The sequence below is a fragment of the Companilactobacillus metriopterae genome (assembly GCF_002762335.1).
GTDB lineage: Bacteria > Bacillota > Bacilli > Lactobacillales > Lactobacillaceae > Companilactobacillus > Companilactobacillus metriopterae.
In genome coordinates this window covers 1,335,001-1,358,934 of record NZ_CP024610.1, presented here as the reverse complement: position 1 = coordinate 1,358,934, position 23,934 = coordinate 1,335,001, and the positions used below count along the sequence as shown (strand labels likewise).

Here is a 23,934-nt window from a genome sequence, read left to right as displayed (position 1 = left end):
CTAACGAAAATCGTTGCAATCAAGGTGGTACCGCGCATAGGCGTCCTTGAATTTGCAGCGATTTTTTTAATTTATTTTGGGAGAATATATTATGAAAGAATTATCTAGTGCAGAAATAAGACAAATGTTCTTAGACTTTTTTAAATCAAAAAAACACAGTGTAGAACCCAGTGTATCTTTAATACCAAAAGATGATCCAACATTGTTGTGGATTAACTCAGGTGTTGCTACATTGAAAAAATATTTTGATGGAAGTGTTATTCCTGAAAATCCAAGAATTACAAATGCTCAAAAATGTATCAGAACAAATGATATTGAAAATGTTGGGCATACTGCTCGACACCAAACTTTTTTCGAAATGCTTGGTAATTTTTCAGTAGGTGATTATTTTAAAGAAGATGCTATTCCTTGGGCATACGAATTTTTAACAAGTCCAGAATGGATTGATATGAATGAAGAAAAAATCTATGTCACAGTTTATCCTAAAGATAAGTTAGCCAAAGAAATATGGTTAAAAACAGGAGTAGCTGAAGATCATATCATCGAAGAAGAAGATAACTTCTGGGATATTGGTGAAGGCCCATGTGGACCTGATTCAGAAATTTTTTATGATCGAGGACAAGAATTCAATAATATTTCTGAAGATGATCCAGAAAACAGACCTGGTGGAGAAAATGAACGCTATCTAGAAGTCTGGAATATTGTTTTTTCTGAATTAAATCATTTACCAGATGGTAGCTATGTTGAACAACCACATAAAAATATTGATACGGGTATGGGACTAGAAAGACTAGTTTCTATCATCCAAGGAACAAAAACTAATTTTGAAACAGATTTATTTATGCCATTAATTGAAAATGTTTCTAAAATTTCTGATAATCGTTCATACGGAAAAACCCCAGAAGACGATGTCTCATTTAAAATAATTGCTGATCATGCTCGTACAGTTTCTTTTGCTGTATCTGATGGAGCATTACCTTCTAATGAAGGACGTGGATATGTTATTAGACGTCTTATTAGAAGAGCAGTATTAAACGGTAAAAAATTGGGTATAGATGGAGCTTTCTTGTATAAACTAGTTCCAATAGTTGGCGATATTATGAAGAGCTACTATCCTAACGTCAGTGAACAAAGTGAGTTCGTTGCTGAAACTATAAAAAATGAGGAAGATCGTTTTTCTGAAACATTGGATGCAGGTTTGACACTTCTAAATGATGTTATTGCTCAACTTAAGTCTTCAAATGATAGCACAATAGATGGTGCGACAGCTTTCAAACTATATGATACATATGGATTCCCACTAGAAATGACTGTAGAATATGCCAATGACGAAGGTTTGAAAGTAGATCAAGATGGATTCCAAGATCATATGGAACAACAAAAACAACGTGCTCGTTCAGCTAGAGGTAATATGCAATCAATGGGTATGCAAGATGAAACATTGATGGATATCGAAACTAAGAGTGAGTTTGTCGGATATACAGAAAATGAAACAAATTCTGTATTGAAGGATATCGTTGTATCAGATTCTTTAGTTGATTCAGTTTCAGAAGGACAAGCACAATTAATATTTGATAAAACTCCATTCTATGCAGAAATGGGTGGACAAGTTGCCGATAAAGGATTTATTTATGATTCAAAGGACAACAAAGTATCAGAAGTCATCGATGTTCAACACGCACCTAATGGCCAAAATATCCATTTGGTAAATGTACTTGCTGATCTATCAAAAGATCAAAATTATTTGTTGAAGATTGATGTAGATTTCCGTGAGGGAGTCCGCCATAATCACACAGCCACACATTTGTTGGATCAAGCTTTGAGGGATGTTGTTAATGAGAATACTCATCAAGCTGGATCATTGGTTGAAGAAGGATATTTACGTTTTGACTTTAACAGTAACAAGGGTCTGTCATCTGAAGAACTTTCTAACTTGGAAAAAATTGTTAATGAAAAGATATGGCAAGCTATTCCTGTTGTAACTGAAGAATTACCAATTGAAGAAGCTCAAAAGAAGGGTGCTATTGCAATGTTTGGAGACAAATATGGTGATATAGTTCGTGTTGTTGAAGTTGATGATTACTCAATGGAATTCTGTGGTGGTACTCATGTTTCAAATACTTCTGAAATTGGATTATTCAAAATAATTTCTGAATCAGCCGTTGGTTCTGGTGTTCGTAGAATTGAAGCAGTTACTGGTAAGGAAGCATTTGAATATTTGAATAATAATTTAAGCTTACTTCAAGAAACAGCTGATAACATGAAAGTAAATCAAGTAAAAGATTTACCAAAACAAGCAAGTCAAATAGTTAATGATGTGAAAACATTAAAACGTGAGAATCAAAAATTAAAAGATCAAATTACAAGTCAAAAATCTGGTCAAGTGTTCGAGAATGTTGATATAATTAACGACCTTAGAGTAGTAGCAACTATCGTTCCTGGTTCTGATATGGGTTCTCTACGTAAGTTAGCAGATACTTGGAAGAACAATAATAGTTCTGATGTATTGGTACTTGGAACAGGTGCTGACGATAAGGCAAGTCTTGTTGTTGCAGTAAATGATGAAGCACAGTCTAAAGGAATCAAGGCTGGAGATTTAATAAAACAAATTTCTGGAGAAATTAAAGGTGGCGGCGGTGGTCGCTCTGATATGGCTCAAGCAGGGGGAAAAGATCCTGCTGGACTACAAAAAGCTATCCAAATGTCGAAAGAAATTATTAAATCTAACTAATTTAAGTTATAATGTATCTATTAGTTTAGCTTATTTTTAGATTGTGCCCAATGGAGGTGTCGATATGAGTTCACTAGATAAAACTATGAGCTTCGATTTTAATAATAATAAAGGCAAAGATGTCAAAGAAACTTTGCAAAGTGTATACCAATCTCTTGAGGAAAAAGGTTATAATCCTATTAACCAAATAGTAGGTTATCTTCTTTCTGGAGATCCGGCTTATATTCCTCGTTACAATGATGCGAGAAATCTTATACTAAAACATGAAAGAGATGAGATAGTTGAAGAAATTGTTAAAGACTATCTTAATAAGAATGTTTAGATGAGATTATTAGGACTGGATGTTGGGTCAAGAACAGTAGGTGTTTCAGTGAGTGATTTACTAGGCTGGACTGCCCAAGGTGTAGAAATAATCCGTATCAATGAAGATAAAGATGACTTTGGCTTAGATAGACTAGGTGAAATCATCAAAGAAAAACAAGTTACAGGTGTCGTCATTGGCCTACCTAAAAATATGAATAATACCGAAGGACCTCGTGTGGAAAAATCACGCGAATATGGTCAGATGGTTGAAGACAAATTTAATTTACCAGTTGATTACATTGATGAACGCTTAACAACTGTTCAAGCTGAAAGAATGCTGATTGATGAGGGTAATGTTTCTAGAAATAAGCGAAAACAAGTCATAGATAAAGTAGCGTCTGAGATGATTCTACAAAACTATTTAGACGCAAAAGGAAAGCTCACAAAGGAGTAATTTTTAATGGCAGATAACAACATACAACCACCTCATGGTGATTTAGATGAAGTATTATTAAGTGACGATCAAGGAAATGAAGAAACATTTAAAATCCTTTTTACATTTGATTCAGATGACTATGGTAAATCATATGTCTTCTTATATCCTAAGGTGGATGAAGATTCAGATGAAATTGAAATACAGGCTTTTTCATTCCAACCAGATGCAAATGGTGATATAGATGCAGGAGAACTAAACCCAGTTGAAGATGATGAAGAATGGGAAATGGTTCAAGAAGTATTAAATACATTTATATCAGATGACGAAGAGTAGTTTTATTCAAAAATCATGAATCATATCAGATTCATGGTTTGTTTTATATAAAAAACACTCACGTAATAAGGGGAAGAAATGCTAAGTCTATTAATTATCTTGGTACTCATATATGGATTTTATATTGGTGCAAGACGAGGCTTAATGATGCAATTGTTCTATACAGCCGGTTATGCAGTATTTTTTGTTATAGCAGCACTTTCATTTAAATCATTAGGTCCAAAATTTGAAATGTTAATACCATATCCATCAGCCACTCTAGATAGTAAGTTTGCGTTTTTCTCAAACTCACTAGGAATTAAACTAGATAGTGTATTTTATAGTGCATTTGGATTTGTCTTTGTATGTTTTGTTGGTTGGGTTGTTATGCGAATAGCTGGCCTATACTTTAAACGATTAACATATTTTCCAATGACAAATGACGTAAATGTTCTGAGTGGTGGAATCTTAGGACTTATTGTAAATTATATTGGAATATTTCTTATCTTACTTTTAATGGCTCTTATTCCAGTAGCTGGTTTGCAAGATGCTATGAAACATTCATTTTTAGCATCGTCAATAATTACTAGTACACCGATATTAACTCATAACATTACTAATTTATGGTTGAGTGTACTTTAAGAATAAAAGACTAAGGCATAATAATGCCTTAGTCTTTATTAATTTGAATTTAAAAAGAGGAAATACTAATGAACAAAAAGGCTTTAAATATTTTAGAGTTTGGAAAAATCAAAGAAGAGATTTCTAAATATCTAATTACAGCAAGAGGCCAAAGTCTGTTAAAAAAATTAATGCCAATGTCAAAAGAATCAATTGTTCAAACATTAATTGATCAGACAAAAGATGGATTAGAAATTGCTAGACTAAAAGGAGAAATACCACTTAGAAAATTAAACGATTTGAGTGACCAAGCCAATCGTTTGAAAAAAGATGGTAACCTGAATGGAACTGAACTAGCAGAGATTGGTAAAGTGCTTCAAACAACACATGATTTAAAAGAATTTTTTGAAGATTTACAAGTTGATCAAGTTGAGTTGAAAGTTCTTTATCAAATGAATGACGAACTTATAGATAATCCAGATTTGACCAAAAAATTACACGATTCTCTCGATGAAACTGGGCGAGTATTAGATTCTGCTTCAGAAGAATTGAAATACTTACGTGATCAAATAGGAAAACTAAATGATCAAATACGAGAATCTATGGAGAAATATACACGAGGTAATAACACCAAGTATCTAACTGAAGCTATCGTTACCATGAGGGATAATCGATTTGTTGTGCCTGTTAAAGTGGAGTATAGATCCAAATTTGGTGGGGTAGTCCATGATCAAAGTGCTAGTGGGCAAACGTTATATATTGAGCCATCAGAGGTTGTAGATTTAAATAATAAATTACATGATGCTCAAACTTCCGAAAGATTAGAAGAAATCAGAATTCTTAATAGTTTATCTGACATGGTCAGACCTGACATCGATCGTATTGTAGAGAATAATGATATTTTAGCTCAACTAGATTTGATTAATGCTAAGGCACGCTATGCAAGACAAATTAAGGCAACAGAGCCAATTATTTCTGAAAAGCATGTAGTTAATCTAAAGCAAGCAAAACATCCCTTAATCGACCCTGCTAAGGTCGTAGCGAACGACATAGTATTAGGCGATGACTATAAAACAATGTTAATCACTGGACCTAACACTGGTGGTAAAACTATTACCATGAAAACTTTAGGCTTAATTCAAATGATGGCACAGGCTGGTATATTTATTCCAGCACATGAAGAAAGTGAAATTGCTATATTTGATGAGGTTTTTGTGGATATTGGTGATGAACAATCTATCGAGCAAAACTTGAGTACATTCTCATCTCATATGGATAATATTATCAATATTATGGACAAAGCCACTGAAGACAGTCTGGTTTTAATCGATGAATTAGGAGCCGGAACTGATCCTCAAGAAGGTGCGGCAATTGCCATTTCTATTTTGGAAAAACTATCTGAAAAAGATTGTCTAATTGTAGCAACAACTCACTATCCTGAATTGAAAATTTTTGCTTATAATACTACAGATACAATCAATTCTAGTATGGAATTTGATGAACAATCACTACGACCAACCTATCGATTGTTGATAGGAATTCCAGGATCAAGTAATGCCTTCAATATCACTGCTCGTTTGGGCATGCAGGATTCGGTTGTTCAACGAGCTAAGTCGTTAATGAGTGGAGAGAGCCAAGATCTCAACAAGATGATTACTGATCTTGAAAATAGTCGAAAAGAGTTTGAAGATAAAACTGTCAAACTTGATGAACAATTATCTCAAAATAAAAAAATAGAAGATGAATACGAAGATAAGCTAACTAAGTTAGATAACTCTAAAGAAAGTGAATTACAAGCTGCTAAAATTAGAGCTAATCAGCTAGTTGCTAATGCTAAAAAAGAATCTGAAAAAATAATTTCAGAATTACATCGTTTGCAACGAGAAGGCGCAACTGTCAAAGAAGACAAAATTATAAGTGCCAGAACTGGGTTGAATAATCTTCACGAAGAAGAGCTATCTAAGAATCGTGTTCTAAAGAGAAGTAAAAAACGTCAGAAAATTAAAGTTGGCGATTCAGTAAGATCACTAACGTATGGTCAAATTGGAACAGTTACACAGATTGATAAAAATCAAAAATATGAAGTTCAACTTGGTATTTTGAAAATGCAATTCAATCGTGATGATCTTGAAAAAGTTGATACAGAGCCAGAAATAGAAGAAAAGAAAACCTTTGTGAAACGTACAAAGAGTGCCACGGTTTCTAATAAACTAGACCTACGTGGTAAGAGATATGAAGAGGCTATGAATGAGTTAGATCAATTTATTGATTCTGCTTTGTTATCAAATTATAATCAAGTAACAATCATCCATGGATTTGGTACTGGAGCTATTCGCAATGGTGTTAAGGAATATTTACAAAGTAATCCTAGAGTAAAATCATTTGAATATGCTCCAGCCAGTTCAGGTGGTTCAGGCGCTACAATAGTTAATTTATAAAATGAGCTAAAACGTTTGTATATAAAAATAAAAGTGGTAATATCATTCTATCGATAGAAAAGGAGATCTTATTATGGTTGATGAACTAACAGATAAGACTTTTAAAGAAGAAACATCAGAAGGTGTTGTATTAACTGACTTTTGGGCAACTTGGTGTGGTCCTTGTCGTATGCAATCACCTGTTATTGAAGAACTTGCTGACGAAAATGATGCAGTTAAGTTTACAAAAATGGATGTTGATGAAAATCCAAATACTCCAGAAGAATTCGGAATAATGGCAATCCCAACATTAGTTATCAAAAAAGATGGCGAAGTAGTGGAGAAATTGACAGGCTTTCATAGCAAAGGTCAACTAGAAAAAATTCTTGATGGATATTTAGCAAAATAAAAAATAACCTCTAAAGTTTAATTACTTTAGAGGTTATTTTTTTGTATAAGTAGGTTATTATTAACGGTAATAATAATTGGTAATGGGGTGATAATTATGTTGGTTTATACTTCATATGATGGTGATTTAATTCCAAAAATAGATAATTTTATAGCATTTGCACTATATCGTGGTTACACACCTTTAAATCCCACAAAATTATTAGGATACTATATTTCTACTGTAGCACATGGAAATTCTAAAAAATCTGCTTTAGAAGATTGTATCTCTGTGGAACAATTGGCAGATGAATTTTGGTTATTTGTTGATTCAGATGAAATACAAGAATTACCTGAAGGGGTAATCATGGAACTAATATTTTGGCTTCACAATAACAATGGACCAGTGAGAATTATAAAAACTTCAGATGTTGACGATGTTTTATTAAAAAATATTTCTTCAGTGGATATAGATAAATTTCAAGTAGATCCTACAGAATATTTATCTAGTTTCAATCAGCAGAAAGTACTTGAAATAGCTAATAAAGAGATAAAAATCAATGATTTACGAGAGACGGTATTTATTGATTTGAAGAATAAATATTCTAAATATATTGATTGGATTAAGCTATATGCATTTTCAAGAAAATTAGTGCCTATAGATGTTAGTTCTGCTATCAGCGAATTAATGATAAATACATATTCAAAAAGAACGGAAAATGAAATAGAAGATGAAATAAAGAAAAAAGTGTCAAATATTGTAAAGATTACAGAATATGAATCTGGTGAAAATCTTTGGAGTTTAAAAGAAGCAGGAGTTCTCAAATTTTCTGATAATAGTTGGGCAATAACTGATTCGGAAAGAACAAAATAAAAAAGACCAGCATATGCTGGTCTTCTATATTTTATGCACGTTCAACGTGAATTTTAATTGAAACAGATTTATCATTTTTATTAATTGAGTATGTTCCCATACAATAGGCGCTTATTGTTCGCTCGATAGTTTCTGAGATAAGTCCAGCTTCTAGGGAATACTCTAAGTGTTTAACGTCAGAGTGGTCAAATCGTTCGGCTACTTCGGTACCTTGGAGCTTGTATTGGAAGTTACTTGTAGTTTGCTTCATGATTCTCAAGTCTCCCAATCCAGCTTCTTTGAATAGGGTAGGAAGACCTTCAATCTTGGAATCTAGTGTTCTGGCAAGATTCTTACCTGCCCAATACAGTATTTCAATGGTATCATTGTCTAACAAATCAGGTATTACGTTATCACGCAATATAGATATAGCAAATGCGGGGTTAACTGTTACTTCAGTATTTTGAACTTCATTTTCTGACATTTTAAGCTCCTTTTTTCAACAATTTATTATATCATTAAGAATAGAGATATTTAAGGATAAAAGAGGCAATTATGAAAAAAAATCAACCTATCGGATTATTAGATTCTGGCTTGGGTGGACTCACTGTGGCTCGAGAACTCAAAGAAAAATTACCCAATGAAAATATTGTTTTTATTGGCGATGAATTAAACATGCCTTACGGAACAAAAACAGCACAAGAAATAATAGATTATTGTCGTGAATCAGTAGAATTTTTGATAAAGAATGATTCTAAGATTATTGTATTTGCTTGTAATACTGCGACTGCATTGGCAATGCCTATTCTTCAAGAAGAATATGATATTCCAATGATAGGAGTAATTGAATCTGGTGCACAAGCTGCTGTAGCTGTAACTAAGAACAACAATGTTGCAGTTATTGCCACTGAGGGAACAATCAAAAATGAAAGTTATACTAAGGCAATTTCAAAAATAAAAAATGATGTCGAAGTTAATGGTATAGCAGCACAGTCATTTGTTAAAATCGTTGAAGATGATTTATCAGAATCACCGTTAGCTCAAACGATGATTCATGATGTTTTACAAAATGTCATTGATTCTAAAAGTGATACATTGGTATTAGGATGTACTCATTTTCCTATGTTGAAACCAATAATTGCTGATATTTTAGGTAAAGATATTGTTCTTGTTGATCCAGGAGTTGAGACTGTGAACAAGATCAAAGCATTTTTGAAAGAAAATGATATGCTAAATGATGGACTGAACAGAACAATTGAATTGAATACTACTGCTAATTTTGAGAATTTTTCCAAGCTAGCATTGAAATGGTTAAACAATGATATTGACGAAATTAATCTAGTATAAATGGAGATGAATGATGCCAGAAATAATTATTGCTACCAAGAATCCTAATAAGGCAAAAGAGTTTCAAAAAATATTTGAGGATACTCAATACGAAGTAAAAACGTTATTTGATTTTCCAGATGCACCTAATATTATCGAAAATGGCACAACTTTTGAGGAAAATGCAAAACTAAAAGCACATACAATTTCTGAAAAATATAATGTTCCAGTGATTGCAGATGATTCAGGATTATGTGTTGATGCTTTACATGGCAAACCTGGTGTTTATTCTGCTCGTTTCGCAGGAGATCACAATGATGCGGCTAATAACGCAAAGCTATTATCAGAATTAGGTGGAGTTGCTCTTCAAGATAGAACAGCAACTTTCATGACTACGCTAGTTTTTACTGATCCTGAAAAGAGTGATGATTTAGTTGTTACTGGTGAACTAAAGGGATTAATTGCAATATTCCCTAATGGTGACAATGGTTTTGGATATGATCCACTTTTCTACGTACCTGAACTAGAGAAAACATTGGCACAATTGTCTATGGATGAGAAAAATGAAATTTCACATCGTGGTAGGGCAATTAGTGAACTAGAGAAAAGTTGGCAGGATTGGCTTAATAAATAAAAATATTGCTGTATAATATTCATTAAATATAAAAATCTCAGGAGGATTCATTATGACAGTTGGACAAATTGCAGGATTAATAGCTGCTATCGCTTTTGTAGTATTAGTTATTTTTTTAGGAATGGCACTAGTACAAACGGTAAAAGTTCTTCAAGAACTTCAAAAAACAGTTGCTGAATCAACAGAACTTTTGAAAGTTTCTACAGATAAAGCAGAAAAAATAATGGAAGAATCATCAGAACTTGTGTCAAAGACAAACGAGTTGATGGATGACGTTAACTACAAAGCAAGTAAATTGAACCCATTATTTGATACAGTTGAAAACATCGGAACAAAAACAGCAAATGCTACTTCAAATAATCCAGAAGAGAGCAATGCATTCGGTATTTCTAACATGCTAAAGATGGCAAAAATAGCTACAAGTACTGCTAAAATCTTTTCTCGTAGAGGTAGAAAATAATCATGAAGATGAAATTTACTTTAGGACTTGTTGTTGGTAGTGCAGTTGGATATGTAGCATCAAAATACCTTACAAGTGAAGATGGCCAAAAAGTTATAGAAAACATCAAAGAAATCCGTGCTGATTTTAACAATGGTGGCGTAGGTTTGGCTAATCGTGATGAACTTGTTAGTTCATTCAATGAACGTACAGGTGCTTTAAAAGATTACATGAAATCTTCAGTTATTGATTTGGATACATCAGATATAGTTTTCAATGAAGACGATATTAAAAAATAAAAAAACCTCTCATATTGAGAGGTTTTTTTATTTGATATATTTAAGTTCTTTATTTGTATGTGTGAATGGCTTGCATCCATCTTCAGTGATGTAAACACAATCTTCAATACGTACTCCAGCTTCATTAGGTATATAAATACCTGGTTCAATTGAGAAGCACATACCTGGTTTAAGTACCATATCATTTCCTTCCATGATAGAAGGGAATTCATGTTCAGAAGTACCCATACCATGACCCAGACGATGGATAAAGTACTCACCATATCCAGCCTTAGTTATAATATCACGAGCTACAGCATCTAATTCAGCTGCTGTTATGCCAGGTTTAGCAGCTTCCATAGCTGCCAGTTGAGCCTCGAGTGTAACATTGTATATATCGATAGCTTTTTCATTTGGTTTACCAAAAGCAACAGTACGTGAGGCATCACTGATGTATCCATTATGAACAGTACCTAAATCGAATAGAATTAGTTCATCACGAGTAATTGGATTTTTTTCTGGTCCACCGTGAGGATTTGCAGCATTTGCTCCAGCTTGAACAATAGTGTCAAAACTCATTTCCATGACACCTTTTTTCATCATACCGTATTCTATTTCTGCAACGATGTCTTGTTCTGTACGACCTTCTTTAATTGCATTGAAAGCAATCTCAAAAGCTTCATCAGCTTCATTACCAGCAGCAATCAATTCAGATATTTCTTCGTCAGTTTTGATTAGTTTTGCGTTTTCCATGTATCTGGAAATATTTCCAGGGAACTCTGCATCAGGAAATTGTGAGCGAATGGCTTCAAATCTATCAACTGAAAGACTATCTTTTTCAATACCCCAGATTTTAATATCAGTATTACGATCAATGATATGTTGTCTTATTAGTTTAAATGGATTTTCATGATCAAGATAGCCATAAACGTCATTTTCCCAACCAACTTTTTTAACGGAATCTACTTCTAGAGCAGGTGCGAAAATAAAAGGATCTTTATCTTTAAACACGATAAGTGCCAAAATTCTTTCAATAGGATCACTATAAAATCCAGTGAAGTAATTTATGTCTGAAGGATCAGAGATATATGCCAGATCATAATTATTTTCGGCCAGATAATTTTGTAATTCTAATAATTGTTTTTTCAAGATATGTACTCCTTTGTTTTTTCTTTAGTATAGCACTGAAAACTGTTTTCTTTATGAAAAAAGAATGAAAACATGTTTAATCAAATAAGGAAACGCTTGCAAAGTATCCTGTAATTTGATACCTTTAATGTTAGTAAAATGTAATATTTGTGAAAAGAGTGGTTCATATGGATAAAAAAGTAATTACTATATATGATGTGGCTGAAGAAGCCAATGTTTCTATGGCAACCATTTCAAGAGTTGTTAACGGAAATGCTAATGTAAAAGAAGAAACTAGAAAAAAAGTAATGGAAGTTATTGATCGATTAAATTATCGACCAAACGCTGTTGCTCGTGGTCTTGCAAGCAAAAAAAGTACAACTATTGGTGTAATTATTCCTAATATCACTGATTTATACTATGCTTCTCTGGCTAAGGGTGTTGATGATGTTGCTTCCATGTACAAGTACAACATCATCTTGACTAGTTTAGAAGAATCAGTAGGGGATGAGGAACAGATTATCAATAACCTATTGTCTAAGCAAGTGGATGGCTTAATCTACATGGGTAAGCAAATTTCCAAGAAACTCAAACGAGTATTTATGCATTCAAAGACCCCTCTAGTATTAGCAGGTTCTGTAGATAAGAACAATGAAACTGCTAGTGTACATATTGATTTTGTAGAAGCTGTAAATAATGTTGTTACTCAACTTATTCATAATTCACACAAAAAAATTGCCTTTGTAGGTGGTAATTTAGAAAATCCTATCGATGGCAAGTATCGATTAGATGGTTACAAGAAGGCACTTAAGAATGCTAATATTAATTTTTCATCTGATTTAGTTTTTGAAGCTGAAAATTCAGTGAGAGCAGGGGAAGCAATTTTTGATGTTATCAAAAATACAAATGCCACTGCAGTGTATGTTACAGATGATTTATTAGCTGCTGGTATTCTTAATTCTGCTGTTAGATCCGGAATTAGTATTCCTGAAGATTTTGAGATAATTACAAGTAACGATACAATTCTTTGTGAAGTAACTAATCCTAAGATGAGTTCTATTGAAGAACCTCTATATGATATTGGTGCCGTTGCTATGAGACTTTTGACTAAGATGATGAATCAGGAACAGATTGACGAAAACGTTGTTAAACTTCCTTATAGCATCGTTAAAAGAGAATCTACACGTTAAATATTAATTCAACAAAAAAAGACCAAGCTAGAAAAATTCTAGCTTGGTCTTTTTATATTATTCAGATCCAGTAGCACCACCAGGAGTGGTACCACCAGTTCCACCACCAATATTTCCAGTAGATGTTCCGCCACCGCCAGTTCCGGCACCAGAAGAACCACTTCCTGAACCAGCACCAGATGATCCTGTACCAGTCTCAGATGTTCCATTATTGGTTGTTGAATTAGTTCCGCTTGTTGTAGAAGAGTTTGTAGTAACTTCAGATGATCCGCTGTTGTCACTACTATTACTAAACCCAGTAGTTCTACCACTACCATTTTCTGCTAATACTTCAGCAGCTGATTTAGATGAATTTCCTTTTGTTGTAACTACGCCATATCCATTAGATTTTCCGAAATAGTTATCCCAGAATAGTTTGTAGTTGCTAGATTTAGCACCAATTGCAAAATTCTTGGATGACATGTCATCAGGACTACCTTTGTAATATAGCGAGGTAGTTGTATGTTGGTTAACGTGAGTATTGATACCATTGTATTCAATATAACCAGTCTTAGTACCAGTTTCTTTGTCAATTCTGTACTTCTTAACGCCACTTGGTTTACTAAATGATGTATCTTCATCAACCACATTAGGATCAACTTTGTAGATAGCATTTGCCATCCGTGACCATAATTCTTGATTAATATCGGTTGAGTTGGATTCCAAATTGTAGTTGTTACCGTAGAAGTTGTCATAACCTATCCATGAAGCCAAAGTCATACCGTTAGTACTTCCGATAAACCAGTTATCACGGTAGTCATTTGAGGTACCAGTTTTACCAAATAGATTATCTGTGTTGAAGTTTGTTTCATATGATAATGCAGAGGCAGTACCTTTTGTAACTACACCATGTAGCATATTTTGAATGATGTATGAGGTCTCTTTTGAGAAGACCTTAGTTTTCTTGGCAGCATCTTTATGCTTGTAAATTGATTTACCAGTTGGAGCTGTAATTTTCTTGATTACATATGGTTCAACGTGTTCACCTTTGTTAGCAAATGTAGAGAAGGCACTTGCTTGTTGAAGAACAGTCACACCGGTAGAAGTACCACCAAGAGTAATACCTAATTGATCATATTCTTTTTGAGAAAGATCAATTCCCATCTTAGACATATACTTTTTAGAAGAAATACCCTTGTCCTTCATATGTTTGTATAAGTTAACTGTAGGGATATTGTATGATTCTTCCAGAGTTTCACGTGCAGATACAAATCTATTTTGGATTGTATTACCGTAATCTGTAGGAGAATAATTTCCATATTTGACTTTGAAATCGGATAATTGTGTTTGAGTACCTATTAGTCCGTTTTCAATTGCTGGAGCAAACGTGATAAGCGGTTTAATTGAAGATCCAGGTGATCTTTGTGTATCAAAAACGTGATTCAATTGAGAATCATCAAAGTCAACACCACCAACAAATCCTAATACTTGACCAGAGGCATTATCTAGCAAGACAGAACCATTTTGAACAGGCTCTTTCACATTGATAGTTTTTCCGGTATTTGAGTCGGTAGCAGTGTCACTATGAGTAGTACCAAGATTTGACTTGAATGAATCTACTTGAGTATTCATAGAATTGTAAATATCTTTGTTGATTGTACTATCAATCTTGTAGTTCTTACTATGTAGCTCAGTGTCAGCTTGTTCATAGTATTTTTGGTATATGTTCTCATCCTTTTTCAATTCTGAATAAGGGATATTATCTTCTTTTGCCAAGTTTTTGATAAGTATAGTTCTAGCTTGACTTGTTAGAGAATTATATAGATAACCATATTTGATTTCTTCAGTTGTTTGTTTTTGAGGTTTAAGGAAATCCTTTTTCAAATCAAAATTAGAAGCTTCGTTGTATTGTGATTTGGAAATTTGATTATTACGGTACATACGGTAAAGAACGACTTTCATACGTTTTTTACCAAGACTTAAATCATCTTTGAGCTTACCACCGTTATCGTATGGAGTATAAACAGATGGACTTTGAGGTAGACCTGCAATATATGCAGACTCGGCTAAATTAAGCTCACTAGGTGTTTTACCAAATAGTCCTTTGGAAGCAGCGTATACACCTTGAATGTTTTGTCCCTTATTGTTGCGGCCTAAAGTAGCAGCATTCAAGTAATCTTCAAGAATTTCATCTTTTGTAAAATATTTGTCAACACGCATAGCTAGGAAAATTTCCACTGCTTTACGTTTCCAAGTTGTTTCAGATGATAACATCTGCATTTTTACAGTTTGTTGGGTAAGGGTAGATCCACCAGTTTGGGTACCAATACCAGCAACATCTGAGATTACAGCACGTACGACAGATTTTGGAAGCACACCGTTGTGTTTGTAGAAGTCTTCATCTTCTGTAGCAACGATAGCTTTCTTAAGATATGGTGACATATCGTTCAATGAAGTTCTTTGACCGTAAAGATTTTTTTGAAGACTTTCAATTTTTTTGTTACCAGCAAAGTATAATGTAGCAGAATTATTAGTGTCTTGTAGTTCTGCTTTCATTTCTGTTTTGGTAGGTACATCAACTTGATTAGTCAATGCTGATACATAACCAAGTCCTAGACCAATTAGAAGACTTAGTATAATGAAAATACCAGCTATTGAATACAAGACTATTCGACGGATTACAGCAATAGTTAAGTTGGCACGTTCTGCTAAGTCAGACCAGCTATCAATACTATTGAAGAATTCCTTGATAGAGTTCCATAGATTTTTCAAGATTAATAAACCCCTTTAAAAAGTTACATGTGATAATTATATAATAAAATCGGGTTTATAACTTATAAAAACAAAAAGTTCTGTAGATTTATTCTACAGAACTTTTTATATTATTTTATTAAACGGTAAATTGCATCTGCATAAATTGCTGCAGCTTTTAATAATTTATCGATTTCGATGTATTCATTAGCTTGGTGCATAACATTTTCATCACCAGGGAACATGGCTCCAAAAGCAATACCTTTTTTAAGGATACGTCCGTATGTTCCACCACCAATTGTGTATGGATTATTTTCCACATCACCAGTATGGTCACGATATGCTTGAACAAGATTTTGAACTAATGGATCATTTGCATCAACAAAGTGAGGCATTTCATTGTATCCATATAGTTTAACTGAGCCACTTTCGGGAAGTGTTGCGGCTATTTTACTTGAAAGTGTTTTGTCATCGTCACCCTTAGGATAACGAATGTTGATTACAATTGATCCTTCTTTTGCGTCAAATTTCAAAATACTTGCTGAAACTGTAAGTTCTCCCATGACTTCATCAGAAGCCTCTATTCCAATTCCCTTACCAGCAAAATCCATGTGAAGTTGTTTTTCAATGAAGTTGAAGTAAACTTTTTCTTCATCCGCAAGTTCAAGTGAGTTTAGGAATACTGCTAAGTATGTAGCTGCATTGATACCATTGAATGGTGCCATTGCGTGTGAAGCTTTACCAATTAATTCAATGTGGGCAACATCACCTTCAGATTCGATAGTACCTTTAAGTGAAGGATTTGAATTTAAAAATTCTTCAAATTTAGATGAAAGTTCATCATTTTGAACTTTATTTAAATCAATATCAGCGGTAGCTGATTGAGGAACCATATTAGGTCTTAGACCACTATCAAAAGATTTTACAGTTCCTTTATCTGAACCGGCAAAATTTATTTCAAATGAGACAATACCCTTTTCACCATTGATAGCAGGAAATTCTGCATCTGGAGAAAAACCAACTTCTGGCATTTCTTCAAGTTCCATATATCTATTGATACCAACCCAGTCACTTTCTTCGTCAGTACCGATAATAAAGTGAATTTTCTTTGATACAGGTAATTTAAGTTCTTTGATAATTTTTAGACCATAGTAGGCAGCAAGACCTGGTCCTTTATCATCACTAGCACCACGTGCATATAATTTGCCGTCTTTTATTGTTGGCTCAAAGGGATTAGTATCCCAACCTGGTCCTTCAGGTACAACGTCGACGTGTGATAGAATACCGATTACTTCAGAACCTTCACCAAATTCGATTCTTCCGGCAACATTTTCAATATTTTTTGTAGTAAAACCATCACGTTCAGCCATTCCTAAGAAAGTCTTTAGTGCCTTGGCAGGTCCTGGTCCTAGTGGGTAATCACTAGTTTTGTGTTCAACATCTCGTTGACTATTGATGCTTACTAATTCTGAGACATCATTAATCAGTTCATCTGAACGAAGTGATACCTCTTTTTCCCAATCAATTGACATATTGAATCCTCCATAAGTAGTTAATAATGAAATATTTTATCAAATATACATTCTGATAGCTAATAATTAAATATCATTTATCGAATTATCTAAACCAGAATTATCGAAAAGAACGCTGTAAAGATTTGGTACGTTTTTTATTATTTTTGTGCTTTTAACTGATTTTTTATGTTCAGTATATAAGAAAGAATTCATTTGTAGCAGGTCGATATTGGTCAACTTTTGACTATCATCAGTTGTATTGTATCTGTCCAAAGTACTGTTACCATTTAACTTCTGACTATTCAATTGCACGAGAACATCATCAGAATTTACCCAACCTTGGTCAATTTTTAACCATATAGAAGTACCTATTCTTTGAACGCCAATGACCTGTTCAGGCGAGTTCCAATTTAGGTAATTAATCAATGAATCTCTATCACCAGGTTTTTTAAAGACACGGTTGTCATAGTTTTGACCACGATAAACTATGTTAGCTCCATAATATTGAAGTAATTGTGGAGTTGTATCTGCGGTATTAAAGCCTGTTGATTCAACAAACTGATTAGTACCGATTTGGAAATAATTTTTATCTCCAAATTTGATGGATTTCGTTACGTGGTAACCGTAGAGAGGTTCTACTTTTGTTTTGCGTTTTATAAATTTATAGGGATTCTCGTATATAGTTTTATTGGTTGAACCAATATAGAAATAATCTTTATCTAGCGTTTGATTTTTGGACAAATCTTTCAAATCACGATAACTGGCACCAGTTTCAGGATAGTTAGTAACAACTCCATCTATCGGTTTATTAATTAATGTGTTCCATTTTTTTGCGTTCTCATTCATTTCATCCCAAGCATATACTGATTTACCTGCACCATGGAGTTCATCAACGATATCTTCAGTGACAATTTTAGAAGATAGATTAACTCCGGTTACATATTGCAAGATTTCGAAATTAATCTTTTTTAAAGTTTTTGCAATATAGATTCGAGGAATATCAGGCATTATCTCAGATTCTTTTTTCAAACTCTTTGTATAAAAAGAATGAAACATTACTCTGTCTTGCATATGATACTTATCGATAGATACTTTTAAATTATCTTCCATATCAGTGGGTACGTTATTTTTTAACTTTTTTGTTTCAATTAAGAATTTAGCATTGGGATTATCTTGATAGTGTTCAAAAACTTCATCCAAGCTATGGACGGGTTCTCCGTTTTGTTGAGTTAACTTTTGGATATTTGCAAAGGTCTGTTCATTAACATTAACGTTAGATCCAGTGATTCTTTCTAGGTTGATATCATGAGATACAACTAGAACACCATCACTTGATTCATGGACGTCTAATTCTACATAATCAGCACCCTCATTAAAAGCTGTATCAAAACTTTGAAAAGTTTCTTCAGGTGCTTTTATTGGATCACCGCGATGACCAACAACTGTAAATCCACTTGTCAGTATGAAAATAAAAAATGTTAAAATTACTACAGGTAGCTTCTTTTTATTAAAGTACATAATATACCCCGCTAAATACTTAATATATAATAATGATAATGGAATCTAAATTGAGGTGCAAAATGGATAATCAAGTTTTAGATATGATAGAACAAATTACTTTGGACGATGGAACAAAGTATTATGAAATTGCAAATATTCTAATGAATGGACGAGCAGAGAAAGCAGTGGAACTGGGACTAATCAAAGAGGTTAAAATCTTGAAATTAAATATCCCACATTCTTCTGCAGTTTCTGTCTATGAAGAATATATTAACAGTAATTATACAGTACCTGATTGGGAAATGTCAGAATGGGTAGTCTATGATAAGCCAGAAGGCAAGATAAAGGACGCATTTGACAGCATTTTAAAAGCAAATAAAATTATTGAGAAGAATGAAGATGATAAATAATGAACTACTTTATTTCAGATACACATTTTTACCATGATAGTTTATTAGGTCAAAATGATTTTGCACCCAGACTTTTTGATAGTGTCGAAGAGATGAATGAAAAACTAATCAAATCTTGGAATGAACGTGTAACTGACCATGATACCGTTTATCATTTGGGGGATGTTGCTATGCGACCAAAGCATTACCCAACTGAAAAAGAAACATTTGATATGTTAGAACGTTTAAATGGTCATATTATTTTGATTAAGGGAAATCATGATTATCGTAGCTTGTTAAAATACTTAATGAAAAATAATAGAGTATTAGAAGACGGTGGCTTAAAATATCAGACCGAAGATGTCGGATCCTTATTAAAATTTGATCATCATCAATTTTATTGCACTCATTATCCAATGTTGTTGGGAGAAGTTGATCAGATTCTCAATTTGCACGGTCATATACATCATTATTCAGTAGGTATCGCTGAAAATATCAATGTTGGAGTAGATTCTCCAGAGCTGCAGTATTTGGAAAATCCTGTTGAGTTTGGAACACCATTACGTGGTGAAGAAATACTGGAGATATATGATAAGAAAAAGCAAGATTTAATGAAGAGGAGTTAGATTATGGAGAAAATTCAAATTGTACATACAAATGATTTACATTCTCACTATGAAAACTTTCCTCATATTAAAAGATACATAAACGATAGTAAGAAAGAATCTAAAGCAGATGATTTTTTATTATTCGATATTGGTGATTCTATGGATCGTGCACATCCACTGACTGAAGCAACCAACGGACACAGCAATATAGAGTGGATGAATCAATTTAATTACGAGGCTGTTACGATTGGAAATAATGAAGGTCTAGGAAATAGTCACGAAGAATTATCTCATTTATATGATGACGCCAATTTTCCAGTACTAGTTGGAAATTTGTTTGATGAGAGAACACATAAATTAGCAAAATTTTCAAAACCATACAAAATTATCGAAACTACTAAGGGTACCAGAATAGGTGTTATAGGACTAACAGCACCATATATATTGACCTATCCACTGATAGATTGGGATATTAGAATGATTCGTGACACTTTAAATCCTATTCTAGACGAGCTAGCAGGTAAGACGGATGTTATTATTTTGTTGTCACATCTGGGAATTTCTATGGATCGATCTTTAGCAAAAGAATATGATCAATTAGATCTAATCTTAGGTTCACATACTCATCATTTGTTTGAAAAAGGTGAATTAGATGAAGGAACATTATTGTGTGCAGCTGGTAAGTATGGTCAAAATATTGGCAATGCTGATTTAGTGATCGATGATAATCATCAAATAGTTAGCAAGAAAGCTTGGACAGTTAAAACTTCCGAACTAAGTGTAAAAAAAGATGATGATAAGTGGATAAAAGATCAGTTTGATCAAGGAGAGCAACTTTTGGATTTGAAAAAGGTTGCTAAATTACCTAAGAATCTTAGCACAGATGTAAATAGCAAAAATAGAATTATTGATATTGCGCTTGATGCTTTACAAGAGAATACTGGTGCCGAAGTCGCAGTTTTAAGTACAGGATTATTCTTAGAAGATTTACCAAAAGGCATTATTTCTGAAAAAAATCTTCATGACTGCATGCCACATGCTATTCACGCTATGAAAACAGTTCTTAGTGGTCGAGATGTTTGGCGTTTAGTTATGGAAATGGAAAAAAATCGTCCAATTTTAAGAAATCACCATCAAAGAGGTATGGGTTTTCGTGGTATTATATTTGGCGAGCTTGTCTATAAAGGAATTACTGTTGATGAAAAAAGAAATGTATATATCAATGGTAAGGCACTTGAAGAAAGTAAAATGTATACTTTAGGATTATTGGATCACTATTTATTCATTCCTTATTTTCCAACTATAGAAATTGTTGGTGATAATGAAATTATGTATCCTAATTTTATACGAACTGTAATTGGAAATTATTTAAAAGTTAAATATCCTATTGAGGTGTAAAGTTGCAAGAAGTTGAAGAAAAAAAAGTTAATCAAGCTGAGGTAACGATGCTTGAAGAAAATTTGATATCAATAAATGGTGTTAAATACAGAATTGTTGAAAACTATGAAAATGGCTTTAATCAGGAATCTTTGGCATTAAGATATAATACCGTTCTTGATAAGTATGATTATATTGTTGGAGACTGGGGTTATGATCAGTTAAGATTCAAAGGTTTTTTTGATAACGATAGAGCAGAAAGTACTATGGATAATCGCTTAGCATATCTAACTGATTATTTGGTTGAGTATTGTAATTTTGGTTGTGCCTATTTTGTTTTGGAAAAAGTAGATAAACCGAAGGTAAAGAAGAAAACTAGTTCCAATAAGAAGCAACATACCGCTAAAAATGGCAATAAACCCAACGTAAGAAAAAAGAATACTTCTAATAAAAAGAATGACAGTAAGAAACAGAATATATCTAAAAATAATAATTCTAATTCTGCCAAAAATAATAGTACTCGCAAACTTAAAAATAATAAGCCAAAGAAAGCAACTAATGATGTCAAAAATAAGCAAACAGCCAAATCACCAAAAGTTGCTAAAAAGCCAAGTTTTAAAATTAGAAAAGTAGGAAACGATAAATGAAAAAGTACCAAACATATTTAATTGACTTAGACGGAACTATGTATCGTGGAAAAGAAAAAATTCCTGAAGCTAAAATATTTATAGATAAAATCCGTGATGCAGGTCTAGATTATTACTTTGTCACTAACAACACTACTAAGACACCACAACAAGTGGCAGATAATCTGACCATAAACCATGACATACCAGCAGATGTAGAACATATTGTGACACCTTCAATGGCTACGGCTGGCTACATAGAAAATATGTTTGAAGATTCGCTATCAAATCATAGTGCTTATGTTATTGGTGAATTCGGATTGAAGAATGCAATTTATTCTACGGGTATAAAAATGAATGAAGTTGATCCAGATGTAGTCGTAGTTGGTTTGGATTATGATGTAACTTATCATAAATTTGAGTTGGCAACATTGGCAATTAAAAGAGGTGCATTTTTCATAGGAACAAATGCCGATACAAATTTGCCAAATGAACGTGGATTAGTTCCTGGCGCTGGTTCAGTTATATCTCTTGTAGAAACATCGACTCAACAAAAGGCAAAGTATATTGGTAAACCTGAAAAGGACATTATTGAATATACTGTTTCTGAAAAAGGGATAGATCCTGAAAATGCAATTATGGTTGGAGATAACTATAATACAGATATCAAATGTGGTATCAATACGGGTATTGATTCATTATTAGTTTATTCGGGTGTAAGCACACATGATGATATTGCCAATGAAAATATTAAACCTACTTATGAAGTAGAAAGTTTGGATGAATGGGATGTCTAGTACTCAAAAAGATACTGTCTACACAATAGCTAGCATTTTGTTTTTATTCACACTCTCTATTACTTTAGCAATAGTTGTTAGTTTTGCTTTTTTTAGATATGACATTGGTGCATATTATCTGTCTGATGAAGTACATCTGACATCACAGCAATTGATGCACAATTATAATCAGATGCTGAATTATCTAGTTAATCCATTCGCTCATAATTTTAAATTGGATAACTTTCCATCATCAGCCTCAGGTATCAGACACTTTTCCGATTGTAAAAATTTATTTATGTTAAATTTTATAGTTATGATTTTTACAGGAATATATTATTTTGTGCAACGTAAAGTTAGAGCGGTATTTCCTAAAGTTTATCTATATACAGCAGGTGTATTTATAATTTTGGCTATTTTAATGACAGTCAATTTTGACGGATTTTTTGTGATGTTCCATGAGATCTTGTTCAGAAATAGTGATTGGTTGTTTGATCCTAATTTAGATCCAATTATAAATGTCTTACCAGAAGAATTTTTCACGCAGTGCTTGGTATTCTTTTTTGTATTATTTGAAGGATTATTATTGTATAAATATTGGCAAACAAAAAGAGCTAGAACATAATGTTCTAGCTCTTTTCTGTATCTTTTTTGCGTCCTCTTAAACTTGCTATAATGACAGGTATCAGAGAAACAATAACAATTCCGAGTATGATAAGTGTGAAATGCTCTTGCACCGCAGGTATGTTACCAAACCAGTGTCCGGCTAAAGCACAAATACCGACCCAACTGAATGCACCTATAACGTTGTATGTAAGGAAGTGACGATAGCTCATAGTACCACTTCCGGCTACGAATGGGACAAAAGTTCTAATTATAGGGATGAAGCGTCCAAAGGCGATTGTCTTTCCACCATGTTTTTCAAAGAATTCATGTGCTTCATCAAGATTCTCTTTCTTAATGAGCTTTTTCAGGTGTTTCTGCTCAGTAGCAAACTGACCAAGATGTTCTCCAATTTCATAGTTAAGAGAATCGCCCAAGACTGCTGCTAAGAAAAATATGAAGAATAGTAGTAACGGATGCAGATTGTATGCTGGATTAGCAGCCAATGCAGCAGAAGCAAAGATCAATGAATCTCCAGGTAGGAATGGCATGATAACCAATCCTGTTTCTATAAAGACAATTAAGAACAATATTAAGTATGTCCAATCGCCAAAGTTATTCACGATATTAACCATATGTGAGTCAATATGTAGAATAAAATTAATAAGGCCCATAACGTAACTCAAATAATCAACTCCATTCGATATTATGAAACTTAATTATACCAACAAATCTTAAAAATAGATTAAAAAATAA

25 protein-coding genes are annotated in these 23,934 nt (G+C 33.2%); 19 read left to right on the top strand and 6 right to left on the bottom strand.

The window, feature by feature from the left end; genetic code table 11:
- Positions 1 to 91: 91 nt before the first annotated feature.
- The 8 genes from alaS to CS873_RS06920 all read left to right on the top strand — a co-directional run bounded on the left by alaS (position 92) and on the right by CS873_RS06920 (position 8,081).
- Complete coding sequence (alaS, locus tag CS873_RS06955; RefSeq protein ID WP_099975108.1) at positions 92 to 2,731, top strand: alanine--tRNA ligase; 2,640 nt, start codon at positions 92 to 94, stop codon at positions 2,729 to 2,731.
- 64 nt (positions 2,732 to 2,795) lie between these two features.
- A complete protein-coding gene (locus CS873_RS06950) occupies positions 2,796 to 3,053 on the top strand; it encodes an IreB family regulatory phosphoprotein (RefSeq protein WP_099975107.1) in 258 nt (85 codons plus the stop codon).
- Complete coding sequence (gene ruvX / locus CS873_RS06945) at positions 3,054 to 3,488, top strand: Holliday junction resolvase RuvX (protein ID WP_099975106.1); 435 nt, start codon at positions 3,054 to 3,056, stop codon at positions 3,486 to 3,488.
- 6 nt (positions 3,489 to 3,494) lie between these two features.
- On the top strand, positions 3,495 to 3,803 hold the full coding sequence (locus CS873_RS06940) for a DUF1292 domain-containing protein (protein ID WP_099975105.1): 309 nt from the start codon (positions 3,495 to 3,497) through the stop codon (positions 3,801 to 3,803).
- Between the two features lie 78 nt (positions 3,804 to 3,881).
- The gene (locus CS873_RS06935) at positions 3,882 to 4,424 is read left to right on the top strand and encodes a CvpA family protein (protein WP_099975104.1); all 543 of its coding nucleotides are present in this window, start codon (positions 3,882 to 3,884) and stop codon (positions 4,422 to 4,424) included.
- Between the two features lie 68 nt (positions 4,425 to 4,492).
- Positions 4,493 to 6,841: an endonuclease MutS2 gene (locus CS873_RS06930; RefSeq protein WP_099975103.1), complete on the top strand. Its 2,349-nt coding sequence runs from the start codon at positions 4,493 to 4,495 to the stop codon at positions 6,839 to 6,841.
- Between the two features lie 73 nt (positions 6,842 to 6,914).
- A complete protein-coding gene (trxA, locus tag CS873_RS06925; protein WP_099975102.1) occupies positions 6,915 to 7,229 on the top strand; it encodes a thioredoxin in 315 nt (104 codons plus the stop codon).
- Between the two features lie 96 nt (positions 7,230 to 7,325).
- On the top strand, positions 7,326 to 8,081 hold the full coding sequence (locus tag CS873_RS06920; RefSeq protein WP_099975101.1) for a hypothetical protein: 756 nt from the start codon (positions 7,326 to 7,328) through the stop codon (positions 8,079 to 8,081).
- 31 nt (positions 8,082 to 8,112) lie between these two features.
- On the opposite strand, the gene CS873_RS06915 is transcribed toward CS873_RS06920, so the two are convergent.
- Positions 8,113 to 8,544 carry a DUF2507 domain-containing protein gene (locus CS873_RS06915; protein ID WP_099975100.1) on the bottom strand — a complete coding sequence of 144 codons (432 nt, stop codon included), beginning with the start codon at positions 8,542 to 8,544 and terminating at the stop codon, positions 8,113 to 8,115.
- Between the two features lie 71 nt (positions 8,545 to 8,615).
- On the opposite strand from CS873_RS06915, the gene murI reads away from it, so the two are divergent.
- From murI to CS873_RS06895, 4 genes are read left to right on the top strand one after another with little or no spacing between them, the layout of a single operon-like run.
- The gene (gene murI / locus CS873_RS06910) at positions 8,616 to 9,407 is read left to right on the top strand and encodes a glutamate racemase (RefSeq protein WP_099975099.1); all 792 of its coding nucleotides are present in this window, start codon (positions 8,616 to 8,618) and stop codon (positions 9,405 to 9,407) included.
- Between the two features lie 13 nt (positions 9,408 to 9,420).
- The gene (locus CS873_RS06905; protein ID WP_099975098.1) at positions 9,421 to 10,020 is read left to right on the top strand and encodes an XTP/dITP diphosphatase; all 600 of its coding nucleotides are present in this window, start codon (positions 9,421 to 9,423) and stop codon (positions 10,018 to 10,020) included.
- A gap of 52 nt (positions 10,021 to 10,072) precedes the next feature.
- The gene (locus tag CS873_RS06900) at positions 10,073 to 10,480 is read left to right on the top strand and encodes a DUF948 domain-containing protein (RefSeq protein WP_099975097.1); all 408 of its coding nucleotides are present in this window, start codon (positions 10,073 to 10,075) and stop codon (positions 10,478 to 10,480) included.
- A gap of 2 nt (positions 10,481 to 10,482) precedes the next feature.
- Positions 10,483 to 10,758, top strand: coding sequence for a hypothetical protein (locus tag CS873_RS06895; RefSeq protein WP_099975096.1), 276 nt, complete (start codon positions 10,483 to 10,485; stop codon positions 10,756 to 10,758).
- Positions 10,759 to 10,785: 27 nt separating this feature from the next.
- On the opposite strand, the gene CS873_RS06890 is transcribed toward CS873_RS06895, so the two are convergent.
- On the bottom strand, positions 10,786 to 11,886 hold the full coding sequence (locus tag CS873_RS06890; RefSeq protein WP_099975095.1) for a M24 family metallopeptidase: 1,101 nt from the start codon (positions 11,884 to 11,886) through the stop codon (positions 10,786 to 10,788).
- 167 nt (positions 11,887 to 12,053) lie between these two features.
- Between CS873_RS06890 and ccpA the strand changes: the two genes are divergently transcribed.
- The gene (gene ccpA, locus CS873_RS06885) at positions 12,054 to 13,055 is read left to right on the top strand and encodes a catabolite control protein A (protein WP_099975094.1); all 1,002 of its coding nucleotides are present in this window, start codon (positions 12,054 to 12,056) and stop codon (positions 13,053 to 13,055) included.
- 57 nt (positions 13,056 to 13,112) lie between these two features.
- Here ccpA and CS873_RS06880 read toward each other — a convergent pair whose 3' ends face one another.
- The 3 genes from CS873_RS06880 to CS873_RS06870 all read right to left on the bottom strand — a co-directional run bounded on the left by CS873_RS06880 (position 13,113) and on the right by CS873_RS06870 (position 18,817).
- A complete protein-coding gene (locus CS873_RS06880) occupies positions 13,113 to 15,806 on the bottom strand; it encodes a transglycosylase domain-containing protein (RefSeq protein WP_099975093.1) in 2,694 nt (897 codons plus the stop codon).
- 110 nt (positions 15,807 to 15,916) lie between these two features.
- Positions 15,917 to 17,317, bottom strand: a complete 1,401-nt coding sequence (pepV, locus tag CS873_RS06875) for a dipeptidase PepV (RefSeq protein WP_099975092.1) — start codon at positions 17,315 to 17,317, stop codon at positions 15,917 to 15,919.
- 66 nt (positions 17,318 to 17,383) lie between these two features.
- Positions 17,384 to 18,817, bottom strand: coding sequence for a glycerophosphodiester phosphodiesterase (locus CS873_RS06870; protein ID WP_099975091.1), 1,434 nt, complete (start codon positions 18,815 to 18,817; stop codon positions 17,384 to 17,386).
- 62 nt (positions 18,818 to 18,879) lie between these two features.
- On the opposite strand from CS873_RS06870, the gene CS873_RS06865 reads away from it, so the two are divergent.
- The 6 genes from CS873_RS06865 to CS873_RS06840 are packed head-to-tail and all read left to right on the top strand — an operon-like array spanning position 18,880 to position 23,200.
- Positions 18,880 to 19,209: a hypothetical protein gene (locus tag CS873_RS06865; protein WP_099975090.1), complete on the top strand. Its 330-nt coding sequence runs from the start codon at positions 18,880 to 18,882 to the stop codon at positions 19,207 to 19,209.
- Positions 19,209 to 19,814: a metallophosphoesterase gene (locus CS873_RS06860; protein WP_099975089.1), complete on the top strand. Its 606-nt coding sequence runs from the start codon at positions 19,209 to 19,211 to the stop codon at positions 19,812 to 19,814. The genes CS873_RS06865 and CS873_RS06860 overlap by 1 nt, the downstream gene beginning before the upstream one ends.
- A gap of 3 nt (positions 19,815 to 19,817) precedes the next feature.
- On the top strand, positions 19,818 to 21,194 hold the full coding sequence (locus CS873_RS06855; RefSeq protein WP_099975088.1) for a bifunctional metallophosphatase/5'-nucleotidase: 1,377 nt from the start codon (positions 19,818 to 19,820) through the stop codon (positions 21,192 to 21,194).
- Positions 21,195 to 21,196: 2 nt separating this feature from the next.
- Positions 21,197 to 21,820, top strand: a complete 624-nt coding sequence (locus CS873_RS06850) for a YutD family protein (protein WP_245823051.1) — start codon at positions 21,197 to 21,199, stop codon at positions 21,818 to 21,820.
- The gene (locus CS873_RS06845) at positions 21,817 to 22,596 is read left to right on the top strand and encodes a TIGR01457 family HAD-type hydrolase (protein ID WP_099975087.1); all 780 of its coding nucleotides are present in this window, start codon (positions 21,817 to 21,819) and stop codon (positions 22,594 to 22,596) included. The genes CS873_RS06850 and CS873_RS06845 overlap by 4 nt, the downstream gene beginning before the upstream one ends.
- Positions 22,589 to 23,200 carry a TIGR01906 family membrane protein gene (locus tag CS873_RS06840; protein WP_099975086.1) on the top strand — a complete coding sequence of 204 codons (612 nt, stop codon included), beginning with the start codon at positions 22,589 to 22,591 and terminating at the stop codon, positions 23,198 to 23,200. The genes CS873_RS06845 and CS873_RS06840 overlap by 8 nt, the downstream gene beginning before the upstream one ends.
- A 4-nt stretch (positions 23,201 to 23,204) precedes the next feature.
- Here CS873_RS06840 and CS873_RS06835 read toward each other — a convergent pair whose 3' ends face one another.
- On the bottom strand, positions 23,205 to 23,852 hold the full coding sequence (locus CS873_RS06835; RefSeq protein ID WP_099975356.1) for a DedA family protein: 648 nt from the start codon (positions 23,850 to 23,852) through the stop codon (positions 23,205 to 23,207).
- Between the last annotated feature and the right edge of the window lie 82 nt (positions 23,853 to 23,934).

Coding starts and splice junctions, on each gene's coding strand:
- CS873_RS06930 (WP_099975103.1), top strand. CDS start 4,493: ATGAACAAAAAGGCTTTAAATATTTTAGAGTTTGGAAAAATCAAAGAA.
- CS873_RS06920 (WP_099975101.1), top strand. CDS start 7,326: ATGTTGGTTTATACTTCATATGATGGTGATTTAATTCCAAAAATAGAT.
- CS873_RS06835 (WP_099975356.1), bottom strand. CDS start 23,852: ATGGGCCTTATTAATTTTATTCTACATATTGACTCACATATGGTTAAT.
- CS873_RS06950 (WP_099975107.1), top strand. CDS start 2,796: ATGAGTTCACTAGATAAAACTATGAGCTTCGATTTTAATAATAATAAA.
- CS873_RS06895 (WP_099975096.1), top strand. CDS start 10,483: ATGAAGATGAAATTTACTTTAGGACTTGTTGTTGGTAGTGCAGTTGGA.
- CS873_RS06840 (WP_099975086.1), top strand. CDS start 22,589: ATGTCTAGTACTCAAAAAGATACTGTCTACACAATAGCTAGCATTTTG.
- murI (WP_099975099.1), top strand. CDS start 8,616: ATGAAAAAAAATCAACCTATCGGATTATTAGATTCTGGCTTGGGTGGA.
- CS873_RS06860 (WP_099975089.1), top strand. CDS start 19,209: ATGAACTACTTTATTTCAGATACACATTTTTACCATGATAGTTTATTA.
- ruvX (WP_099975106.1), top strand. CDS start 3,054: ATGAGATTATTAGGACTGGATGTTGGGTCAAGAACAGTAGGTGTTTCA.
- CS873_RS06905 (WP_099975098.1), top strand. CDS start 9,421: ATGCCAGAAATAATTATTGCTACCAAGAATCCTAATAAGGCAAAAGAG.
- pepV (WP_099975092.1), bottom strand. CDS start 17,317: ATGTCAATTGATTGGGAAAAAGAGGTATCACTTCGTTCAGATGAACTG.
- CS873_RS06865 (WP_099975090.1), top strand. CDS start 18,880: ATGGATAATCAAGTTTTAGATATGATAGAACAAATTACTTTGGACGAT.
- CS873_RS06845 (WP_099975087.1), top strand. CDS start 21,817: ATGAAAAAGTACCAAACATATTTAATTGACTTAGACGGAACTATGTAT.
- CS873_RS06855 (WP_099975088.1), top strand. CDS start 19,818: ATGGAGAAAATTCAAATTGTACATACAAATGATTTACATTCTCACTAT.
- CS873_RS06940 (WP_099975105.1), top strand. CDS start 3,495: ATGGCAGATAACAACATACAACCACCTCATGGTGATTTAGATGAAGTA.
- CS873_RS06900 (WP_099975097.1), top strand. CDS start 10,073: ATGACAGTTGGACAAATTGCAGGATTAATAGCTGCTATCGCTTTTGTA.
- CS873_RS06935 (WP_099975104.1), top strand. CDS start 3,882: ATGCTAAGTCTATTAATTATCTTGGTACTCATATATGGATTTTATATT.
- alaS (WP_099975108.1), top strand. CDS start 92: ATGAAAGAATTATCTAGTGCAGAAATAAGACAAATGTTCTTAGACTTT.
- trxA (WP_099975102.1), top strand. CDS start 6,915: ATGGTTGATGAACTAACAGATAAGACTTTTAAAGAAGAAACATCAGAA.
- CS873_RS06870 (WP_099975091.1), bottom strand. CDS start 18,817: ATGTACTTTAATAAAAAGAAGCTACCTGTAGTAATTTTAACATTTTTT.
- ccpA (WP_099975094.1), top strand. CDS start 12,054: ATGGATAAAAAAGTAATTACTATATATGATGTGGCTGAAGAAGCCAAT.
- CS873_RS06915 (WP_099975100.1), bottom strand. CDS start 8,544: ATGTCAGAAAATGAAGTTCAAAATACTGAAGTAACAGTTAACCCCGCA.